General features: G+C 56.6%; 8 protein-coding genes. 1 reads left to right on the plus strand and 7 read right to left on the minus strand.

Features of this window, described 5'->3' with window-relative positions; all coding sequences use genetic code 11:
* Positions 1 to 161 precede the first annotated feature (161 nt).
* The 4 genes from AC0L8G_RS17795 to AC0L8G_RS17810 form a co-directional block, all read right to left on the minus strand.
* The gene (locus tag AC0L8G_RS17795; protein WP_473385496.1) at positions 162 to 2,576 is read right to left on the minus strand and encodes a TonB-dependent receptor; all 2,415 of its coding nucleotides are present in this window, start codon (positions 2,574 to 2,576) and stop codon (positions 162 to 164) included.
* A gap of 224 nt (positions 2,577 to 2,800) precedes the next feature.
* The gene (locus tag AC0L8G_RS17800) at positions 2,801 to 3,856 is read right to left on the minus strand and encodes a sulfotransferase family protein (RefSeq protein WP_473385497.1); all 1,056 of its coding nucleotides are present in this window, start codon (positions 3,854 to 3,856) and stop codon (positions 2,801 to 2,803) included.
* The gene (locus tag AC0L8G_RS17805; protein WP_473385498.1) at positions 3,828 to 4,826 is read right to left on the minus strand and encodes a tetratricopeptide repeat protein; all 999 of its coding nucleotides are present in this window, start codon (positions 4,824 to 4,826) and stop codon (positions 3,828 to 3,830) included. Before AC0L8G_RS17805 ends, AC0L8G_RS17800 begins: the two co-directional genes overlap by 29 nt.
* A gap of 86 nt (positions 4,827 to 4,912) precedes the next feature.
* Positions 4,913 to 6,520 (minus strand): phytoene desaturase family protein, encoded by a 1,608-nt coding sequence (locus AC0L8G_RS17810; RefSeq protein ID WP_473385499.1) that lies wholly within the window; start codon positions 6,518 to 6,520, stop codon positions 4,913 to 4,915.
* Between the two features lie 184 nt (positions 6,521 to 6,704).
* On the opposite strand from AC0L8G_RS17810, the gene AC0L8G_RS17815 reads away from it, so the two are divergent.
* Complete coding sequence (locus AC0L8G_RS17815; RefSeq protein ID WP_473385500.1) at positions 6,705 to 7,871, plus strand: L-lactate dehydrogenase; 1,167 nt, start codon at positions 6,705 to 6,707, stop codon at positions 7,869 to 7,871.
* Positions 7,872 to 7,915: 44 nt separating this feature from the next.
* On the opposite strand, the gene AC0L8G_RS17820 is transcribed toward AC0L8G_RS17815, so the two are convergent.
* The 3 genes from AC0L8G_RS17820 to AC0L8G_RS17830 form a co-directional block, all read right to left on the minus strand.
* The gene (locus AC0L8G_RS17820; protein ID WP_473385501.1) at positions 7,916 to 8,572 is read right to left on the minus strand and encodes a hypothetical protein; all 657 of its coding nucleotides are present in this window, start codon (positions 8,570 to 8,572) and stop codon (positions 7,916 to 7,918) included.
* A gap of 132 nt (positions 8,573 to 8,704) precedes the next feature.
* Entirely contained in the window at positions 8,705 to 18,385 is a 9,681-nt protein-coding gene (locus AC0L8G_RS17825; RefSeq protein ID WP_473385502.1) for a hypothetical protein, read from the minus strand.
* Positions 18,386 to 18,566: 181 nt separating this feature from the next.
* Complete coding sequence (locus AC0L8G_RS17830; RefSeq protein WP_473385503.1) at positions 18,567 to 19,217, minus strand: response regulator; 651 nt, start codon at positions 19,215 to 19,217, stop codon at positions 18,567 to 18,569.
* Between the last annotated feature and the right edge of the window lies 1 nt (position 19,218).

A 19,218-nucleotide genomic window follows, 5' to 3' on the forward strand; every position in this document is an offset into this window, starting at 1 on the left:
ATCCCATAGACTTATCAGTTTTTGGCTTTGCGCCAGCGGCATGTTGTACGGTCAAGCGCGGGACTCCTTGTTGGGACGGACACATGAGTAGCTTGGTGCTAGCAGATAAAAAAAGCCGACGCGATGAGCGTCGGCTTTTTTAACTTTGGCTATCGACAATCCTAAAAATCTTTGCCGAAGCGAACGCCGATCGTCCGTGGGGCGTTCACTGAATATTGAGTGTTGGTGCAAACACCGCAGGGAACGAATGCCTGCTGAAGAGCACGTTCGTCAAAGGCGTTGGCGATATAGGCGACAATCTCCCAGTCGTCTGAGCGAATGCCGGCGCTAAAATCAAACACCGCATAACCCGGCAACACGCCAAGCAGTGCAATATCTGAGTCTGTCAGCCCCTGGGCGGACTCCGTTTGTCCGCTCAGCGAACCCTGGACATGAGCATTCAGCTGTCCCACCGGAAAATCGTAGCGGGTAGTCAGCGTGCCTTTGAAATCCGCCACAACAGGCAAGCTGCGCCCCTCAGGCGCCGGCGGCGAAGCGCAGTCCGTCACTGGTATGCCTGTATCGATATCCACGAAGCCGCAGTAATTTGCTGTGAGTTTAGCGTCGATCACAGATATGGCGCCATTTATCGTCAGGCCCTCAACCGGACGCAGCGAAATGTCTGCTTCAATACCTTTAATCCGCGCCTGGTTGGCGTTTTTAATCTCAGTCAGGCCGTTCTGTCCAAGAATGCCAAACTGGAAGTCCTTCCATTCCTGACGGAAGAATGAGGCGTTTAAGATCACTCGATTATCCGCCCACGCCGTCTTGAAACCAACCTCGTAGTTGACGAGGTTGTCAGCAAGATAAGGCGGAAGCGTTGAACGCCTATTGACGCCGCCTGGCCTGAAGCCTGTGGAATATGTGACATAGACCATTTTGTCGTCATCAATGTCGTATGTCAGATTCAGCTTGTGGGTTTCGCCCGTGTCCTTCACGATATTGTCAAGGTTTGTACACGGCGTATTATCGACAACGGGCGCAGCAAAGCACAGCCCCTCTCCCGATGAGAACCCAACCAGATCTTGGTATCCCTGGCCGTAACCAAAGAACCCGCGCAACGAGTTCTCGAACCGGTATCCTCGAACACCGCCGGTGAACGTCAAGCGATCAGTAATGTCAAATGCAACTTCAGTGAAGATGGCGAGATCTCGGTCAGTCCTTTGCTGTTCCGTCAACCATATCGTATCGGGATGGTCCGGCACCTCCAGCGTATCGTCGAGATCGGCTATCACATATTGCTGGTGAATAAAGTGGTTCTGATGGTTTTGGAAAAAGCCCAAAACAGCGCGCAGCCGGTTTTCCTGCGGCGTTGAAATCCGGATTTCATTCGAATATTTCGCGAAACTGTCATCGCCTTGATAGGTCTGAGACGGATCAACCGGATCGCCGAAATTATCCAAGAAACGCCCGCCGAAATAATAGAAACCAGCATAGGCGACCGTTGAATAATAACCCGCATAATACTGGTCATAATACACGGCATAATCAGTGTAGTCAGAGAACGAATCGATCTGACGCTTGAGGTAAGCGCCAGCATAGGTCACATCGAAATTGCCGATCTTCCCCTCAACGGTTAGCGCCGCCTGGAAGAAACGATCTTCGTTCTGTTCGTCATAGAATCTGCCGGCATTGAGATCCCCGAGCGTGGGGTTGAAGGTCGACCGCCCTTCGAAATCAGACTTTTGCCCCAGCAAGGTTGGCGTCACTGTCCAGTTTTCATTGAGGTCGATTTTGAGCGCCAGACGCGCGCCGAAGGTCTCACCATCATTGAAATCGTCTTCAACCAGCGCCGCATTATCTTTATAAATACCCGCCGTCGTTGCTGTTCCGGTGAACTGGCGGCTATCGAGGACGTTGTCAATGTACCCGCCGTCGCGCGTATACCAGCCAACCAGACGAACCGCCGCATTGTCGCCGAGCGGCTGGTTGACCATTCCCTCAAGCTGATAGCCAATCTCGCCGTCTTTGATCGAATTCACTTCAGCATCAAAACTTGCTTCAAACTCATCAATCTTGGGCTTGTTGGTGATGATCCGCAGCGTGCCCGATTGCGAACTGGCGCCGAACAGCGTCCCTTGCGGTCCAGCAAGCGCTTCCACCCGTTCGATGTCGTAAATGTGGAGCGGCAGAAAGCCAAGAATGGTCGTCACCGGCTGTTCATCAAGATAGACGCCGACGCTCGGCAGTGAGGCGGAGTGATTGCCGTCGCCGCCGCTGACGACGCCGCGGAAATAGACATTGGTGGAGTTCGGAGACGTTGACTGGAAGCTGACGCTAGGAAGGAACTTGACGTAGTCCTCAAATGAAGAAACTTCGAGGTTTTCCAGTGTTTCAGTACCCAGTGCGATAATGGAAATCGGCACGTCCTGAATGTTTTGTTCGCGCTTTTGCGCGGTCACAACGATGGTGTCCTGCGCGGAGGCTTGCGTTAAAACTACACCGGTCACGCCTGTCCACATTGACGAAGCCAAAAGCGCCGATTTCAAGAAATTGCGCTGTCTCAAGAATTCAACTCTTGAATTCAGTTTTTCCATTTCGTCACCACTCGCCTGCTAGGAGTTTATGCCCGGAACCACGCGTCGATCAGTCCGCGCCGCTAATGAGCTCTGTTGTGACGGTATTATGAACTTGTGCGACGCGGCAATCAGCGAGGAAGAAATTCGATCCATATATGTGGCGAGTGTTGCCAATCCGCGCCTATCAGTTGGATGAATATCGCCATACCATTCAAATCAAGAATGCTTTTATAGCTGAGAACCTACGGTGCTTCGGGATATGCGCCGAGCACATCGCCGAGCACTTCTTTCAACGGACCAAGCCACGGTTCGTAGTTTCTCCACTGATCAACGCCGCTCGCATAGATCGGCTGGCGAACTTGCTCGGAACTCGCCGTGCGAACAGCGCGCTCTGTTTTGTGGAAATTGAGACACGACTCCTCAAAGGGAAGCCCGCAATAATCGAGGAGAGCCCTGATCTGGGTCTCAGGGTCAGCCACCATCTCTTCGTATATCACCCGATGGACAACCCCAGGCGCAACCATGTCGAGATGCTTCATCAAAAGCACGTAGTCCCGGTAGTAGCGCCCAATCCGCTCAAGCCCGTAGGTAAAGCCTTGCCCATTTGCAAAATGTTGCTTGAAACCAGAAAAGCAGCAAGCCATGGGATGTCGCCGTGCGTCGATGATCTTCGCATTGGGCAAGATTAAATGGATCAACCCCACATGCGTAAAATTGTTCGGCATCTTGTCGATGAAATACGGCTTGTCGGTTTTGCGCTGAATGCGCGTGCGCTCAATATATTCCGCGCCAAGTTCCTTTAGCTGATCTTCTGTCAGATCCTGTAAAATCTCGGGGTAATTTGACTTGTCGCTGAGCTTCTTTTTCCCGCCCAACCGCTGCGCGATCGCGATAATGTCGGGCAGCTCCATAGTGCCCTCGACCTGCGAGTGGCTTGACAGGATCTGTTCAAGCAACGTCGAGCCGGCGCGCGGAAGGCCGACGACAAAAATGGGGTCCGGCGCATCGTGACCCTTCCCGCCTTTTTCCGCAAACAACGCAGGCGTAAGCACCTCTCTCGTGAGATCAAGGCGAAACGCAAACTCGTTTTCATCAAAAACAACATCGTCTTTTCTGAGCGCATTGCCCTTGGCATAGTGTTGAAAGGATTCTTCGTATTCCTTTGCATCTTCCAGCGCCTTGCCAAGCGCAAAATGCATGTGCAACCGGTCGTCATTTTCAAGCTCTGTGCGCGCCAGTTGGGATCGCATCATTTCAATATCGCCGGGCTCAAACCGGAAGGTTTTCAGATCTCGCAAGGCTCCAATACGCCTCCCCAAGGCTGGGCGTTAGATCAATGCTTTTACGGTATGCATTGATGGATTCCTGAGTACGGCCGACCGTTTTCAGAGCATGACCAAAACTCATCCATGCTTTCGGCTGGCCAGGATAATCCTTCAGCAGCTTCTCATAATTGTCGATGGCTTTTTGATATTCTCCAAGCCGCACAAGTCCTGCCGCGTAGAGTGTTCGGTAGCTCGGATTGCCTGGATCATTTTCCAGGAGCGTGCGCGCCGCCTCGCAGGATTTGCCCGGCTTGTTAAGCCGCATTTGAGTGATGCCGAGATTGTGTCGCGCCGCCGCAAAGCTCGGCGCAAGTTCGACGCACCGCTCCAGCAGATGTTCTGCATCCTGATAGCGCCCGATACGCGCAGCAAGTTCGGCGAGCATTCTAATCGCTGTCACGTCGGTCGGGTGCTGCTTAAGATATTGCTTTAGCAATCGCTCCGCGACAGGAATATCGCCGCGAGTCAGCGCATCCGCCGCTTCCATAAGCCTTGGATCCTTAGAGGCTGTCTTAATGTGGCGCATATAGGCGCGATCAGCGCCCGCCTCATCCCCGGCGAGCGTCAGTTGATCGCCCAATGCGCGCCAGGCATTTGTCAGCGCCGGGTTTAATGCCAACGCACGCTCAAGCGTTCGGATTGCCGCCTTGCCGTCGCCTTGCATCCCCAGCACAAGGCCCATTTCATAATAGGCTTCCGCCCATTTAGAATCCTCTCCAAGCATCTGTTTAAGGAGTTCGCTTGCGCTTGCGGCATCCCCCCGGCGGCGATGCGCCGCAGCGAGCAAAATACGTGCATCGCGCTGCCCGGGAATGGCTGCAAGGATGGCTTTTGCCTGCTCTATGGCCAGCTTCGGCGATTTTTCGAGTAACAAGGCGCCCTGCGCCAGCGCTGTCGCCAAAGTTCCTGTCTGCTCATTTTGTTGCGCGTCGTTAGTGCTCATACCGCCCGTTTTTTAGCTCAAAAGAACTCTAGGCTGCGCAAGCAATGCCCGCAACTCATGAAGGTTAATCCGACGAGAGGTCAGGCTTAAGCCCCAAAGGGCTTTCGCGCATCCTTGAGGATTTCCCGCGCCGCATTGCGTCCGGGCAAGCCCGTTACGCCGCCGCCGGGATGCGCCCCCGCGCCGCAGTGATAGAGGCCCTTCAGTGCCCCGCGGTAATCCCCATGCCCAAGCGCCGGCCGCGCCGCCCACATCTGATCAAGCGTCATCGCACCATGCATGATGTCGCCGCCAATCAGGCCGAATTTATCTTCGAGGTCCTGCGGCGTCATCACCATCCGTCCGAGCACCGATTGTTTGAAATTCGGCGCATACTCGTTGACCGTGTCGATCACGAGGTCAGCCACCTCTTCACGATGGTCGGCCCATGATCTTCCATCCGGCAATTCAGGCGCAAATTGCTGGCAGAACAGGCTCGCCACATGCTGGCCTTCCGGCGCGAGCGTATCATCGACTGTCGACGGAATGAGCATTTCGACAATCGGCCGGCTGGACCAGCCATTGAGCTTGGCCTCAGAAAACGCTCTGTCCATATAGTCGAGTGTCGGCGCGATGATGATGCCAGACTGGTGATGCTCTCCCGCACCCGGAAGACACGTAAAGTCCGGCAGCTCTGACAACGCCACATTCATACGAAGCGTGCCGGAGCCGCAGCGCCACCCTTCCATGCGACGACGGAATTCCGGATCCAACGCATCCGGCGGGGTCAAACGGCTATAAAGCAGTTTCGGATTAACGTTCGAGGCGACGCGTCCGGCGGGAATCTCCTCGCCATTTTCAAGCACAACACCGACCGCTTCATCGCCATCAAGCAATAGCGATTTCACCGGCGACTCAGTCGAAATTTCAACGCCCACCCCTTCGCAGGCCTTGCGCATTGCTTGCGTAATTGCCCCCATGCCGCCGACGGCGTGTCCCCATGCGCCTTTGACCCCGTTCACTTCGCCAAACACATGATGGAGCAGAACATAAGCCGAGCCGGGCGTGTCTGGGCTGGCGTAATTGCCGACTACTGCGTCGAAACCGAAAACCGCTTTCACCGGATCGGAATCAAACCACGCATCGAGAAAGGTCCGGGCATTTTTGGTGAACAGGTCAAGCACATCCTGATGCAGTTGCGAATCACCCTTCGCCACCGGCCATAATTGCGAGGCGGCGGATAGTGCCGCGGAAAGCCCACGCTTGGGGTTGGGCGGGGTTTTCAGCGAAATATCACGCAGCACATCGGCGACGCCCTCAAGCCGCTCATAATAGGCCGGCAAGCGATCCGCATCGGCCTCAGAAAATTTGCGGAATTCAGCCTGTGTTTTTTCAAGCCCCCCGCCAATCTTCAAATACCGCCCGTCTTCCGTGGGCAAAAAATTTGAAACCGGCCGATTGATGACCTTAAGCCCATGAGCTTCCAGGCTCATATCGGCGATCACGACAGGGTTGAGCAGGCTAACCGTATAACTGGCGACGGAGTTGCGGAATCCCGGGTGAAACTCTTCGGTCACGGCGGCGCCGCCGACCACGCCACGCCGCTCGCAGATGCGAACACTCAGACCAGCGCGAGCCAGATAAAAGGCGCAGACCAGCCCATTATGGCCGCCGCCAATAATCACAACATCAGATTTGCCGGTCGTCGTGGTCATAAATATGCTCTTTGGTTGGGGGCGTCGCGGCTTGCGCCATTGCCGTTCTTAGAGAGAAGACACCTATCGCTCTGCGATCCGAAAGACAATGTGCGCCGCCTGCCGCTGCATCCCATTGTTTCATAGATTGAAACATTGTTGATATTCTCCGGCGGCTTTGACGCCGCCAACATATAGAGACATCATGCCCAGCCTCAACCTTGCGCCCGCCTCCACCGAAGATTACCGCCTTCTCGCTGAAAAACGCCTGCCCCGGCAATTTTTCGACTACCTCGATGGCGGCGCAAATGACGAAAACACCTTGCGCGCCAATGTCGCAGACTTTGAAAAGTTGCGCTTGCGCCAAAAGGTGATGCGCGATGTCTCAGCGCTTGATACCTCCGTCGAACTTTTCGGCTCACGGATGGAAATGCCGCTGGCGCTCGCGCCGATCGGCATTGGCGGCATGGCGGCCAGACGCGGAGAAACCCAAGCAAAGCATGCGGCAGACGCGAAAGGCATTCCGTTCTGCTTGTCCACAGTCGCACTTTGCTCGATTGAGGAAGTGTCGCGCAAGTCGGCAACCCCAGTCTGGTTTCAATTATACATGTTGCGCGAAAGAAGCGTCGTGACGGACCTGCTGGCGCGAGCAAAATCGGCCGGCGTCAGAACGCTGGTTTTCACGGTGGACCTCGCGGTGCCCGGATCGCGCCGGCGCGATGTCCGCAACGGACTTCTTGGCGATGTTGGCGGTTGGGGCAAGCTGCGCAGCGGCCTGCTCTCCTATCTGCTTCACCCGCGCTGGACCTATGATGTCGGGATCAAAGGAAAGCCGCTGGTTTTTGGAAATCTTTCGGGTTTTGTGCCTGACGGAAAGTCACCGGCGGACTACGCACATTGGCTGATGAGTCAGGTCGATGCCTCTGTAACATGGAAAGATATTGAGTGGCTGCGCTCCGTCTGGGATGGCGACCTCGTGATCAAGGGCGTGCTGACACCGGAAGATGCGACAGAAGCAGTGAACGCTGGCGCCGATGCAATCATCGTTTCCAATCATGGCGGGCGCCAACTCGACAGTGTTTCCTCCAGCATAGACGCGCTGCCTCGCATTGCCGATACGGTCGGCGACCGAACAACCATTCTCATGGATGGCGGCGTGCGGAGCGGACTTGATGTGGTGAAAGCCGTCGCCAGCGGCGCAAAGGCGGTGCTGATCGGACGGCCGTGGGTTTACGCCCTCGCCGCGCATGGCGAGCGAGGCGTATTATCACTCCTGAAAACCTTCGAAAACGAAATAAAAGTCGCCATGGCGCTGACCGGCGCGCGCACCTTAAATGAAGTGACGAGAGACATACTGGATGCGCACCACTGAGACGAGGTTCGTTTCAGTGGTCTCAATCCATTTCTCCTGACGCATTAAGACTTCGCGCGACGGCGACGCTTAAGCCCCATAAACGCCGCGAGCCCGAAAAGACCGGCCATGGATGGAATGGGCACTTCCCCAACCGTGCGTTCTAGCTCCGATAGTACAAATCCATCTACAATTCCAGAAATCTTCAAGGTAAGGCCGCTTTCCGGCGCGACAAAAATGCTGAACATCATCAAATCTGAGGCGGAAAAATCATTGTCCGGCGTTATCGCATCTGCGAGCCAGTCATACTCAACAATCAGGTCTGGTGTTTGCGAGTTTTCAAGCGTGAAAAAAAGAGACGAGGTTGCATATTGCAAGAAATCATCTTCAACCTGCGCCAGCGCAGCAAGTGCAAAATCAAGCGCGAAGTCCAGGCGCACTGTATTCGTCGTTGAATTATTGATTATGCTTATAACCGTATCTGCCTCTGCTGTCGCTCCCGCTTCACCAATACCCGAAGTTCCGCCGACCGCGCTCAACATAAATTCGACCGGCTCGTCAGTCAGGGACACGCCGACCGCAGGCGACAAACTTTCAGTGAAATCGCTACTGGCGTCCCCATCGGAAAATTTGTCAGTAAAGTCTGCGCCCGTTTCCGCCACCTCCACGTCAATATCCGCGTCACCAGTGCCATCCGTTACCGTAACGCCGGTTAGCGACAAGGATGCATCAATCGTAGACTGAAAGACCGGCACTGCGAGCGCAGGCGAAGCCGCAAATACGCTGGCGATCCCGCCTATCAGACTCATCCGAAGAAATTTACTCATGATACACCCCTTTAATACTCTTCCCCGTTAGAATTTCACGACCGCGCGTAACTCGCCTCTCGCTTCATCCCGCTCGGCGCCGAACTCGCTTACCCCCGACGCCGTCAATTCATAGCGCGGCCCGGACAGAAGGTTGAACCCGGCTTGCGCGCGGAAAGCATCGCGATTCTCACGTTGCCCCAGCAGACGGAATTCATAGTCCGGCATATCCGCAAAGCTTGCGGAGACGCTCTCCCCCTCACCATAGCGGTGTACCCAGGAGAGAGACAGATGCGGACGGAGATTTGAGCCGCGAATATTCATTTCTTTAATCATCCGTACGCCGAATTCGCTCTCGAGTTGTGTCGCCTGCCCCTTTTCAACATTGAGAGAGAGGTCTGACACCTTGTTCAGTGCAAAAGCGGCGCCTTTTACCGTCTGATAGTTGAGCGCGCCGAACATTTCCGGTGCACCAGGCGCATTCCGGAAAACCTTCCCGGCCTCCAGGCTGACGCCAAGCGCCTGGCTGCTCCGCTCAAACGCGCCGTAATCAGCAGCGCCATTGCCGTAGATCGGCTGTCCGCCGGTGATATCGGTGGTTCCCCAGCTCAAAGAACCGGTCGCGTAACCCGCGTCGCCAATCGGCGCGGCCCCGTAGAGCGTCGTCGTCGTCGATACAAACCCCGCCGAAGAGGAAATGGCGTCCAGCGTTCCATTTCCCTGCAAATGCGCCATTGAGACACCAAGCAAGGCGCCGGATTTCGTTTCAAAGTCCAGTCCGCGAGCCATGCCAGCGACATCGCCCGAAAATCCGCTAGCAAATGCCGGCGCTGCGCTGGCGCCCTGGAAGTTTGCCGCCCAGGATGTTGCACCCTTTGTGGATTTTTGCCCCTCAGAAAAATCAAACCCAAGCGCGTGTTGAGTGGCTCTGTTGACGTTTCCGGCGCGGAAGCTTGTCAGGCGCTGTTGCATGGCCGTGCTGCTCGCATCGAGTGAGGCACTGGCCATTTTGACATTGCCGGTCGAGAGCTCTGGAGAAATGTCTTCAACAGCACTTCGCACCTGCTCTTCTTCTGGAAGGGACTGTAGCACCGACAAAGTCGTCGCTACGCCGCCCTCAGCAAATGCGGTGGCTCCATCAAGCGCCGCCGCGAAGGAAGATGCTGTCGCGCCCGAACCGGACATCAGGCTCGCTACTGGCGCCACATTCGCCGTAACGCGGTATGAGTTGGATGTATAGGCGCCGCTGAAATCGCGAAGCGCTGTCGCCGATGGAAGGTCGATTGCATCAAAAACGCCCGAGCGTGTTGATCCGCGCACGACGTCGTATACGGCGCCATCCGTGTAGACGCCATTGTCGGCGACAACAGTAAGCCATCCATCAACAGCCATTGTGGAAGTGCTGCTCAGTTGACCAATGCGCCCATCGCCGAAAATCGACGTCGTAACGCGGCTGTTGTTATTCATAGATGCGCCGCCGCTAATCCGGAGGACGCCCTCAAAGACTTTTGTCTCTCCGCCCAATGTCCCCGCATTGGACAGTGTCGCCGTGCCAGCTCCGCTCTTGAAGAAGTTTTCAAAACTCTGGCCGGAAGCATTCCAGCTGTGGTTTCCAACAAAATGAAGCGTGTCGCTTCCTGAGCCCGCGGAAATGGCGCCGACAAAGCTCGCGCCTTCACCGACAATCAGCGTATCGTTGCCGCTGCCAAGCGAAATCGCCGTCCCGCCACTGGCGCTGATTGTTCCGTTGTTGGTGACAACATCGTCTCCGCCGCCTGACGAAATCCCGACCGTGACTTTGCCGCTGGTGGAACTTGTTTTTTCATTCTTGTCGACCTCTCCATATTCGCAGACTCTGACGGCTGGAATGATGACCTTGCCGCCAATGATCAATGCCGGCGTAGAGATGTAGCAATAGCTGCCGCGTGACGCGACTGTGGTTGTAGAAACACTCGGCGTTGCGGAGACGGTGACTGTCCCATTGTTGATGATCGTATCATCGTCCTCGCCCGTTACAATTCCATACGCCGTGGCGTTCTGTGCGTAAGCTCTCGCACGCGACCAGACGTCGCCGTCCCGGCCGTGACCGGTGCTTTCCGCACTCGCCTTGGCGTAGGGGTCCGAAACGGCTGTGATCGTCCCGTTGTTGAGAACGAAATTGTCACCATCGCCCGCATGAATGCCATAGGCCGTTGCATTGTTTGCTCTGGCATACGCATCCGAGAAGGAGTCAACGGAAAAACTATATCCGCCGCCCGACTTTGATCGCGCCAGCGCGCGGTTGATTTCAGGCTGACTGCGTACGGTAATTGTACGGTAATTTTCGATTGTATCCGCAGCGTCGCCACTCCGCACGCCATACGCAGTTACATCATCGAGATAAGACGTAGATGTTGCACGGGCATCGGGATCAATAAAACTCACACCAGTAGCGTTCGCGTAGGCGGCCGACGCCGCCTTCGGCTTGTTCATTACGCTAAGATACCAGTTATTGATGAAATTCAGAGAACCCGTCAGGCTTTCGACGCCTGTAAGCACGCCGCCATTAGCGTAAGCGCGGGCAATACCCGTCGCGTGACCGTTAATTGCGGATTTGCCGTTGCCAGTCGCACTCGCGGAAGAGGTCGCGTACGATATGAGTTCAATTCTGCGGTTGTTGATGACCGTGTGCGCGCCATCCCCCAAACGCACGCCGCGCAGGTTGACGTAAGAATAGGATCGCGATTCTGCGTGAGCGTCTGTGCCCACCCCAGCAGTCACGCCGTTTGCTGTCGCCTCAGAGCGTGCGAGACCACGAAGGCTTCCGCGATCGCCATAATATGTAAGCTTTGCGCTGCCCTCATTGATGACGACTGTATCTTCCTGGCTATCGTAAAACAGGGTCCCATAGCCATAATTTCGGCTGGTGGATTTAGCTTGACCGCTGGAGAAGATCGCATAGCTGGATACTGTATTCGCAGATTTCGTCGTATTCGTAACTTGTCCGGTAATGGTCCCGGTGTTGATCAATGTATCGATCCCGGCGCCGCCATAGAGCCCAATCGCGTTTGCGCGGGCGACAACTTCCGCCGCCGAGTTGGTCGTCCCGATTGCCGCGCCTGCTGAACCTGAGCCGGTGGTTTTTGATTCTGCATCGACAAGCATCACACCGTCATTGCGCAGCACGTCATTGCCTGCCCCGCCAAGCACGCCATACGCTTCAGACCGCGCAGTGGCGCTGTTCTCTCCGCTTGCGGAACCAACCGCGGCGAACTTCGTGTTCGACATCGAGATCTGAGAGTAGCCATAGGTGTTCAACGTACCGGCGATCTCGATCACATCATCGTCGTCGCCGCCATTGACGCCGCGACCATAGGCTTCGGCGCCAAGCGGAGAACGCGAGGTGCTTGATGCGCCAAACGTAACATTTACATTGCTGTTTACGGTCAACCTGGCGTCGGCGATGCTGGTAACAGTCCCATCCACAAAAATGTCGTCGAAACCGGCACCGCCAAAGAGGCCTGTCGTCGTTGACGTTGCGCCTACCGCACCGCCAGATCCTGAATATCCCGCAAGTGAGTATGATCCGGATCCGAACGTGCCCCGCGCATCTGATCGCGCATAGATCGTGCCCGCATTGAACAACATGTCATCGCCATCGCCGCCATCCATCGCGAAGACATTTGTCGTCCCTTTGACGTCACCGCCACTCACTGCGCTGCCCGCAAGCGTGAAAGTCGATCCGCTCGCCGAAGCAATGCCGTCTATGTTCAAATAGATTTCGCCGAAATTATAGAGGTCATCATCGCCCGCGCCGCCGGCGATTCCTGTGCCGTTGCCGCGGCTGCGCATTAGGCCGTTGACGGCAGAGACGCCCGCAATGTTGAAGCTACTGCTGTTTGCTTCGATGGTCGCGGCGCCGCGAATGTCGAGGTCGCCGAGTAAGCCGTTGACGATCTCATCATCGTCTTCGCCGCCATCCAGGCCGATGCCGTCAATCGTCGAATACAGCCCCGCATTGACCTTGGACGCCCCCGCAATCACCCGGCTCGCGGAATTCGCGGTTGTCTTTGAAGACAGGTCAATATCCACAAGCGCGTTGTTTTCTAACCCGTCGTCCCCTTCGCCCCCAGAAACGCCAATGGCGCTCGCAACGACGTCGGATTCAAGCGAGGCGCCGCCATCGGAGCCGGCCACAGCGACGCTGGTCCGCCCTACTTTGCCTGTCGCCGTAGCGTTCAAATCCAGCGCGGCGGCATTGGAAACATAGTCATCGCCATCGCCGCCGCTCAACCCATTGGCTTCCGCGGACGTAATGCTTTCCGCCTTGCCCAGCAGCGCGCCGCCCACCGTAACTTCGACATTAAAGGCGCTGCCTTTCGAAGTCGCGGTGCTGGTCCCGGCGTTGTTGTTGAAAATATTATCATCACCCGCGCCGCCCTCAATAAGCAGCGAACGGGCCTTAGAATTTGCGCTCGTATCGCCCTTGGACGCACCGGCAAGCACCACAGAAGTGTTGGTATTGTCGCCATTTACCGTGGAGGTAGAGGTGATCGCGCCATTATTGGTGATTGTGTCGCCGTCAGCTTCGCCATCAAGTCCGATTGAAGCCGCATCTAGAATGGTCTTCGCATCAACAAGCCCCGCACCGGCAACAGTAACGCCCACCTGTCCGGCGCTGCCGGTGATCACGGTATTGCTCACGATGGAGCCAGCGTTTGAAAGAACGTCGCCGCCCCCTCCGCCGCGAATGCCTCTCGCGCTTGCTGTCGCCAGCTGATCTCCAGAAGCTGTGTCGACATTGGCGCCAACGAAACTAACGTCAACGCCGTCGCTATCGAGCTTCGCATATGCGTTGCTCGTCAGTGTTCCTGCATTGGAAAGACTATCGGTGTCAGCGCCGCCCGCAATGCCTGCCGCCGTTGCCTCGCTCGTGCTTGAAACAGAACCAATACTGGCGCCGGCAAGCGTGACCCTGTAGCGGCCAACATCTACATCGGCGTCAGCGGTGGTGGTCAAGGATCCGGTGTTTAATAGCGTATCAATACCGCCATCGCCGCTCAGACCGTATGCCGTCGCTTTCGCGTGCGGATCTGCATTCGCGCTGGAAGCGCCAATCAAAGACACTGCCGTGCCACCCGCAATCGTGTCAGCATCCGCGGTTACATTGCCAATGCCGCTATGTGTTGCATTGTCATCTCCGTCGCCGCCGCCAAATACGCTCGCGAACGCAATCGCTTCAGGCGCTGTCTTGGTGAATGACGCACCGGCCACGGACGCGCTCGCCCCGTCATTGCGGGCATCGGCAAAAGACTTGACCGTAGCCGCCCCACCTAAGACGCCGGTATCCGCGTCGTCGCCGCCAAGATAGCCATAGCTTTTAGCAGTTCCCTTTGTGGAAGCGTCTGCAGAGTCAGCAAAAGCGGCGCCGGCCAGAACCACCGCTACATTTGTTGAACGCGCATTCGCCGTCGCCGTGGCGTTGATTGTTCCCGCCACGTCGAAAATATTCGCGCCTGCGCCCCCGGAAAGTCCCGCCGCGATTGCCGTCGCCTGCGTCGTGACATCAGCGAATGAAGCGCCGACAAGGTCGACCGCTACTGACGTGCCCGTGACGGTGGCTGTAGACGCCGTGTTGATCACGCCCGTGCTTAAGAGCCCATCATGTCCCTCGCCGCCGAACAGACCAAATGCTGTGCTGTTTGATTTGGTCGAAAGATCGCCAAGCGTGCCGCCGATAAGCGTAACCTGGACCAGTTCGCCGGAAACGGTGGAATTTGCATTCGACGTGATCGAACCCGTATTGAACAGATTGTCATCGCCAACGCCGCCATCGAGCCCAAAACTAAATGCGCTCGCTTCGGTGTTTACATTGCCGATATTTGCGCCAATAGGGTTGATCGCAACAGACGGGCCATTGGCGAAAGCGTTCGCCGTGGTGGTGATCGTCGCCTCGTTAAAGAGCAAGTCTGCGCCGGAGCCGCCAAACATACCGATCGCCGAGGAGTCCGAAATTGTGTCCGCGACAATTGCAACGGCGCCAAGCCCAAAATACTGACCATTGACACCGACACTCACCGTCGATGCGTCTGCGCGCGATGTAACCGTTAGCGAACCGTCGCTATTTCTGACCGTGTCATTCTCGCTTGCCAGCAGCGTGGGTTCATCATCCTCGGTCAGGCCCTCCGCATCGCCGCTGAGACCAACAGCGTCGCTATATGCATTAGTGCGCGCGCTGACCACGGCCGCCCCGACAGATAGGCCGGAGGGCGTCGCGTTGATGTTGACCGCGATCGAAGCATTTGCGGCGTCTGCATCGGAGTCGACGGTCATTTCGCCCGAATTTTCGACCGTATCCTCGCCTTCGCCGCCGTTCATGCCGAGCGCCATCGCATCAGCTGTCGTATCGGCGAGCAATGCCGCCGCCCCTGCTGCAAAGCCTGCGGCGATGCTTCCGCTAGCGGCAACGCCGACCGTATTGGCGTCTGCGGTCGCATCGCTGACTAGTGCCCCGCTGTTGTAAAGCTCATCCGCATCGGCGCCGCCTTCCGCGCCCGTCGCATTGGCGTCAGCATCAACGGAGGTGTCAGCAATTGCACCGCTGACAGCCGCTCCAACCATCGATCCGCTAAGGGCGACATTGACCGTTTCATTGCGCGCCTTGCCCTCGGCAATAGCGGATAATTTGTCGGTGTTTGTTAAATGGTCTTCGCCAGCACCAAGATCTACAGCGACTGCGTCCGCGTCACCAAGCACGCCCGCGCGGGACAAGGCCGCGGCAAGACCAACGCCAACGCCGGGATTTTCCGGCGTCCCGACGACAGCGGACACGGCGACGCCAACGCCGGTAGAGTTCGCATCCGCAAATGCATCGGCCTTGATTTCGCCGATACCGTCGCCCGCTCCCTCGCCGGCCCACAGCGCGGCATGTTCATTGACGACCACATCGTCATCATCACCGGTGGCGATGGTTGTCGCTTTCGCGATTGCATCCGTTGTGCTTTCGACCAGAGCGCCGCCTATGGCGAGCCCTTTGGTTGTCCCGCCAACGCCTACGCTTACATCCGTCGCGCGGCTGACCGCATCGGCGTCCGCGAGCAAGATGCTGCCATTTGCGACCGTATCCGCCCCCGTACCGAAGCTGAGCAATGTAGCGTCAGCATCTGAGATGGTGGAGGATTTGAGCGCGCTAACGCCGGCGCCCACGCCAACCAGGCTGACTGCGCCGCTTACCCCAACGCCGGTTGAGGTCGCCGTTGCGTCGGCCGTCGCCGTCATATCGGCCAGGCCGGAAAACACATCATCGGCTTCAAAGCTGATCAATGCGCCTGCGTCGGCATCGGCGGTGTTGTTTGCGCTGATGATCGGCGCTGCGATGCTCAAACCCGTATTTGCGTATGCGAGATCAACCGACACCCCAGTCCGGGTCGAAATCGCCGTCGCCGTCGCGTCTATTTCACCGGTGCTCGTAAAGCTCGCATCGGAATCACGGTCATCAAGAATCCGCTCGACGCCGAAGGCGCGCGAGGTGGCGGTTTGCGCCGCATTCGCAAGCCCGCTCGCCACAGATATGCCCGTCGTGTTGACCGCCAGATCGACGCCAACCGAACTCGAACCCGCAGTGGACGTCGCCGTCGCAGTAATATCGCCCGCATTGTTGACGGTATCAGTCCCAAGACCGTCGCGAATGCCTGTCGCTGCAGATGTTGCGACAATGTCTTTGTCAATTATCGCAGCATTAATGCCGCCGCCGCCGGATACGATGCTAACTCCAACGGTCACGTCCGCGCTGGTCGCGGTCGCATCCGCAATGCTGGTCAAATCCCCATTGTTGTTGACCGTGTCAAAACCGTCGCCGGCGTCAATACCGTCGGCCTGGGCTGTGGCGCTCGTCTGCGAGAAAATTATGGGAACTTCGATCTGCAACGCCTTCTCTTCGATGGCGAGACTCGCTGTGACTTCCACATTGCCCGCACGAGCATCGGCGCGGCTCGTCACCGACCCATCATTATCAATTGCGTCGTCTTCGTCTCCGCCCGCCAGGCCAACGCTATGTGATACCGCGTTTGCGGACGCGTTCAGCACGGTGGCGTTAATGCTGAGCGGTTCGTCCGGCCCGTCGCCTGAATCCGCGCCCGCATCAAGACCGGAAACCGAAACGCCAACGGTGTTAGACGTTGAGTTCGCGGTCACATCGATTTCGCCGCTATTGTCGATATCGTCATTGCCAGCGCCGCCACGAACGCCGTCGGCGAAAGCCGCTGCGTCGCTGCTATAGTCGAGCAGGCCAATCCCAAAAACACTCAGCGCCACATGCGCTGCGGTAAGCGCCTTAGAAGCGCCACCGACTTTTTTAGCGTCGAATTGCTCGCTGAGTGGAACGCCGACAGAAATACTGACCACATCGCTGTCTGCCGTGGCGACGCCGGTGATTCTACCAGTGTTGTTCAATTTGTCGGCGCCGCCGCCAGCGACCCCGCGCGCATCGCCGCGCAGTCCGACGACTTCTGCAATTGCGCCTTCGCGCAGATTTTCTTCGCTTTCTTCAGCACCGAAATGATCAATGACCGTGACAATTGCATCGCTGCTGATGCCGCCATCAGAAAGGCCGATCCCGACCTGATTGAAGTCCGCAAACGCGCTCAGATCGATTGCGCCATTATTCGTCACTTGATCGGCGCCGAGTCCGCCATCCATGCCCGTCGCGACAGCAAGAGAGAATGAGTTTTCCTCTGCGTCCGGCAGCAAGCTGCTAGGTGGAGAAAGCTCCTTCACGACAATGGCGATGTCGGTCTCAACCAATTTTGACGTCGCATTCGCGATCAATGCGCCTTGGTTGACCAAAATATCATTGCCTTGCCCGCCATCCATTGCGGTGCTCGTCGCCGTCGCTTGTGACGCATCAGGTACGGCGCCGAGTTTCACCCCTTGCAGAGCGATGCCGGTTAGGGTGATTTCTGCAGTCGCATCAGTAGTCACCACGCCGCCCAGGTCATTCGTCAACCTGTCCGTGTATCGGTCACCCGCCAACCCGATCGACAAGGCATCGCTGGTCCGAAGCGATGAGATGACGTCTAGTCCCGCAACATCAATGTTGAAATTTGTTCTGGCAAACTCAGAGAGCGACCCAACGATCAGCTCGCCGGAATTTGTTGTTGTTGACCTGCCGCGCGTGCTGGTGAACCCAAGCGCATTTGCTGCTGCGCCAGCGCGAAGCGAAAATGGCGTCGGCGTATCGCCAGCATCTGCGGATGTCAGGAGATCAACACCATCCTGAATAACGGAGGACGCCGCATCAACAACCAGATCGCCCTCAAGTTTGAGTGTGTTCGCGCCATAACCGCCTTCAACGCCGAACACGCTGATCTCTGTGATATTGTCGGCGTCCGTAAAATACGAAACCAGCTCGGTGAGACCATCCAGCAGTCCGAAATAATTGTTCTTTTCGACAAGCCCGCGAACATCGCCCGCCCCGGTTAGCGTAAGGCGGTCATTGCCGTAATCACCATCAACGCCAATTGCGATTATATCTGGCGTGACGCCCAGGAGGTTTGTCGATTCCTGAACATCCAACGTTACATCTGTTAGGGTTCGCGTATCGGAACGGCGCGTCAGTTCGACTGCTGTTTCCTCAACGACTGTCTGCGCATATGCGCCCGTCATAACTTGCGAAAGGGCTGCAACGCCAGTTGAAGCAAGTAGAGCGCGCCGAACGGCGCAACGGCGGGCGGTGTTGACAGTCGTGTTCATGAACGCTCTCCCCAAGAAGCATCAGCTCTGCGTGGGGTATTCCCAAGCAGCGCGGGCAAATTGCGGGGATGCGGGCAAGCTCTCAATGGTGGAATCACACCATATGAACCGTCACCCAACCAAATAGCGTGACAATGTCACAATCACATTTCAACTTATGAGTGAAACCCTCAGGCCGGCGCTAGTTCTGATTGGCGCCTTCGAGCAGGCCGTCGCGCAGCGCACGGGCTAGCAATTCCGCGGCGGAATGCACGCCCAGCTTGCGCATGATGCTGGTGCGGTGCTTATCCACTGTATTGGCGCTAATGCCGAGACGGTCCGCAATACGTGCATTTGTTTCGCCTCGCGCAATGCCAAAAAGAATCTGGCGTTCGCGCCCTGTGAGCGCGTTCTGACCGCCATTTTTGTCTAATAGCTGCAGCACGGACTCGTTAACCCGGCGCTCGCCTTCGCAAATTGCGACAAAATCCTCAACCCAACCGGACGTATCGCCGGCTTTGAGGAAAATTCCTTCTACTCCGCTTTCGTAAACATGTTGAAGCATGCTGTTCGAACTCATGCCCGTAATGACCGCAATCTTGGTGTCTGCACTCCACCGACGCGTCTCTTCAATCACCTCGACACCGGTAGCCTGAGGCATCACCACATCGAGAACCAGCAAATATGGCTGAAGCGACTTGACAAGAGTCACCGCTGACACCCCATTATCGGCCTCCCCGACAATGTTGAACGTCTTAGCGGATTCAAGGATATGCCTTATGCTTTGCCGCACAAGCATATGATCATCAGCGATTACGACAGAATACGTCAAAATGCTCAGCCCTCCACCCATT

This window comes from Hyphococcus sp. D3-15, assembly GCF_055809375.1.

Excerpts from the sequence above, each read along its gene's own strand:
- AC0L8G_RS17830 (WP_473385503.1), bottom strand. The coding sequence starts at position 19,217 with ATGGGTGGAGGGCTGAGCATTTTGACGTATTCTGTCGTAATCGCTGAT.
- AC0L8G_RS17815 (WP_473385500.1), top strand. The coding sequence starts at position 6,705 with ATGCCCAGCCTCAACCTTGCGCCCGCCTCCACCGAAGATTACCGCCTT.
- AC0L8G_RS17795 (WP_473385496.1), bottom strand. The coding sequence starts at position 2,576 with ATGGAAAAACTGAATTCAAGAGTTGAATTCTTGAGACAGCGCAATTTC.
- AC0L8G_RS17825 (WP_473385502.1), bottom strand. The coding sequence starts at position 18,385 with ATGAACACGACTGTCAACACCGCCCGCCGTTGCGCCGTTCGGCGCGCT.
- AC0L8G_RS17810 (WP_473385499.1), bottom strand. The coding sequence starts at position 6,520 with ATGACCACGACGACCGGCAAATCTGATGTTGTGATTATTGGCGGCGGC.
- AC0L8G_RS17805 (WP_473385498.1), bottom strand. The coding sequence starts at position 4,826 with ATGAGCACTAACGACGCGCAACAAAATGAGCAGACAGGAACTTTGGCG.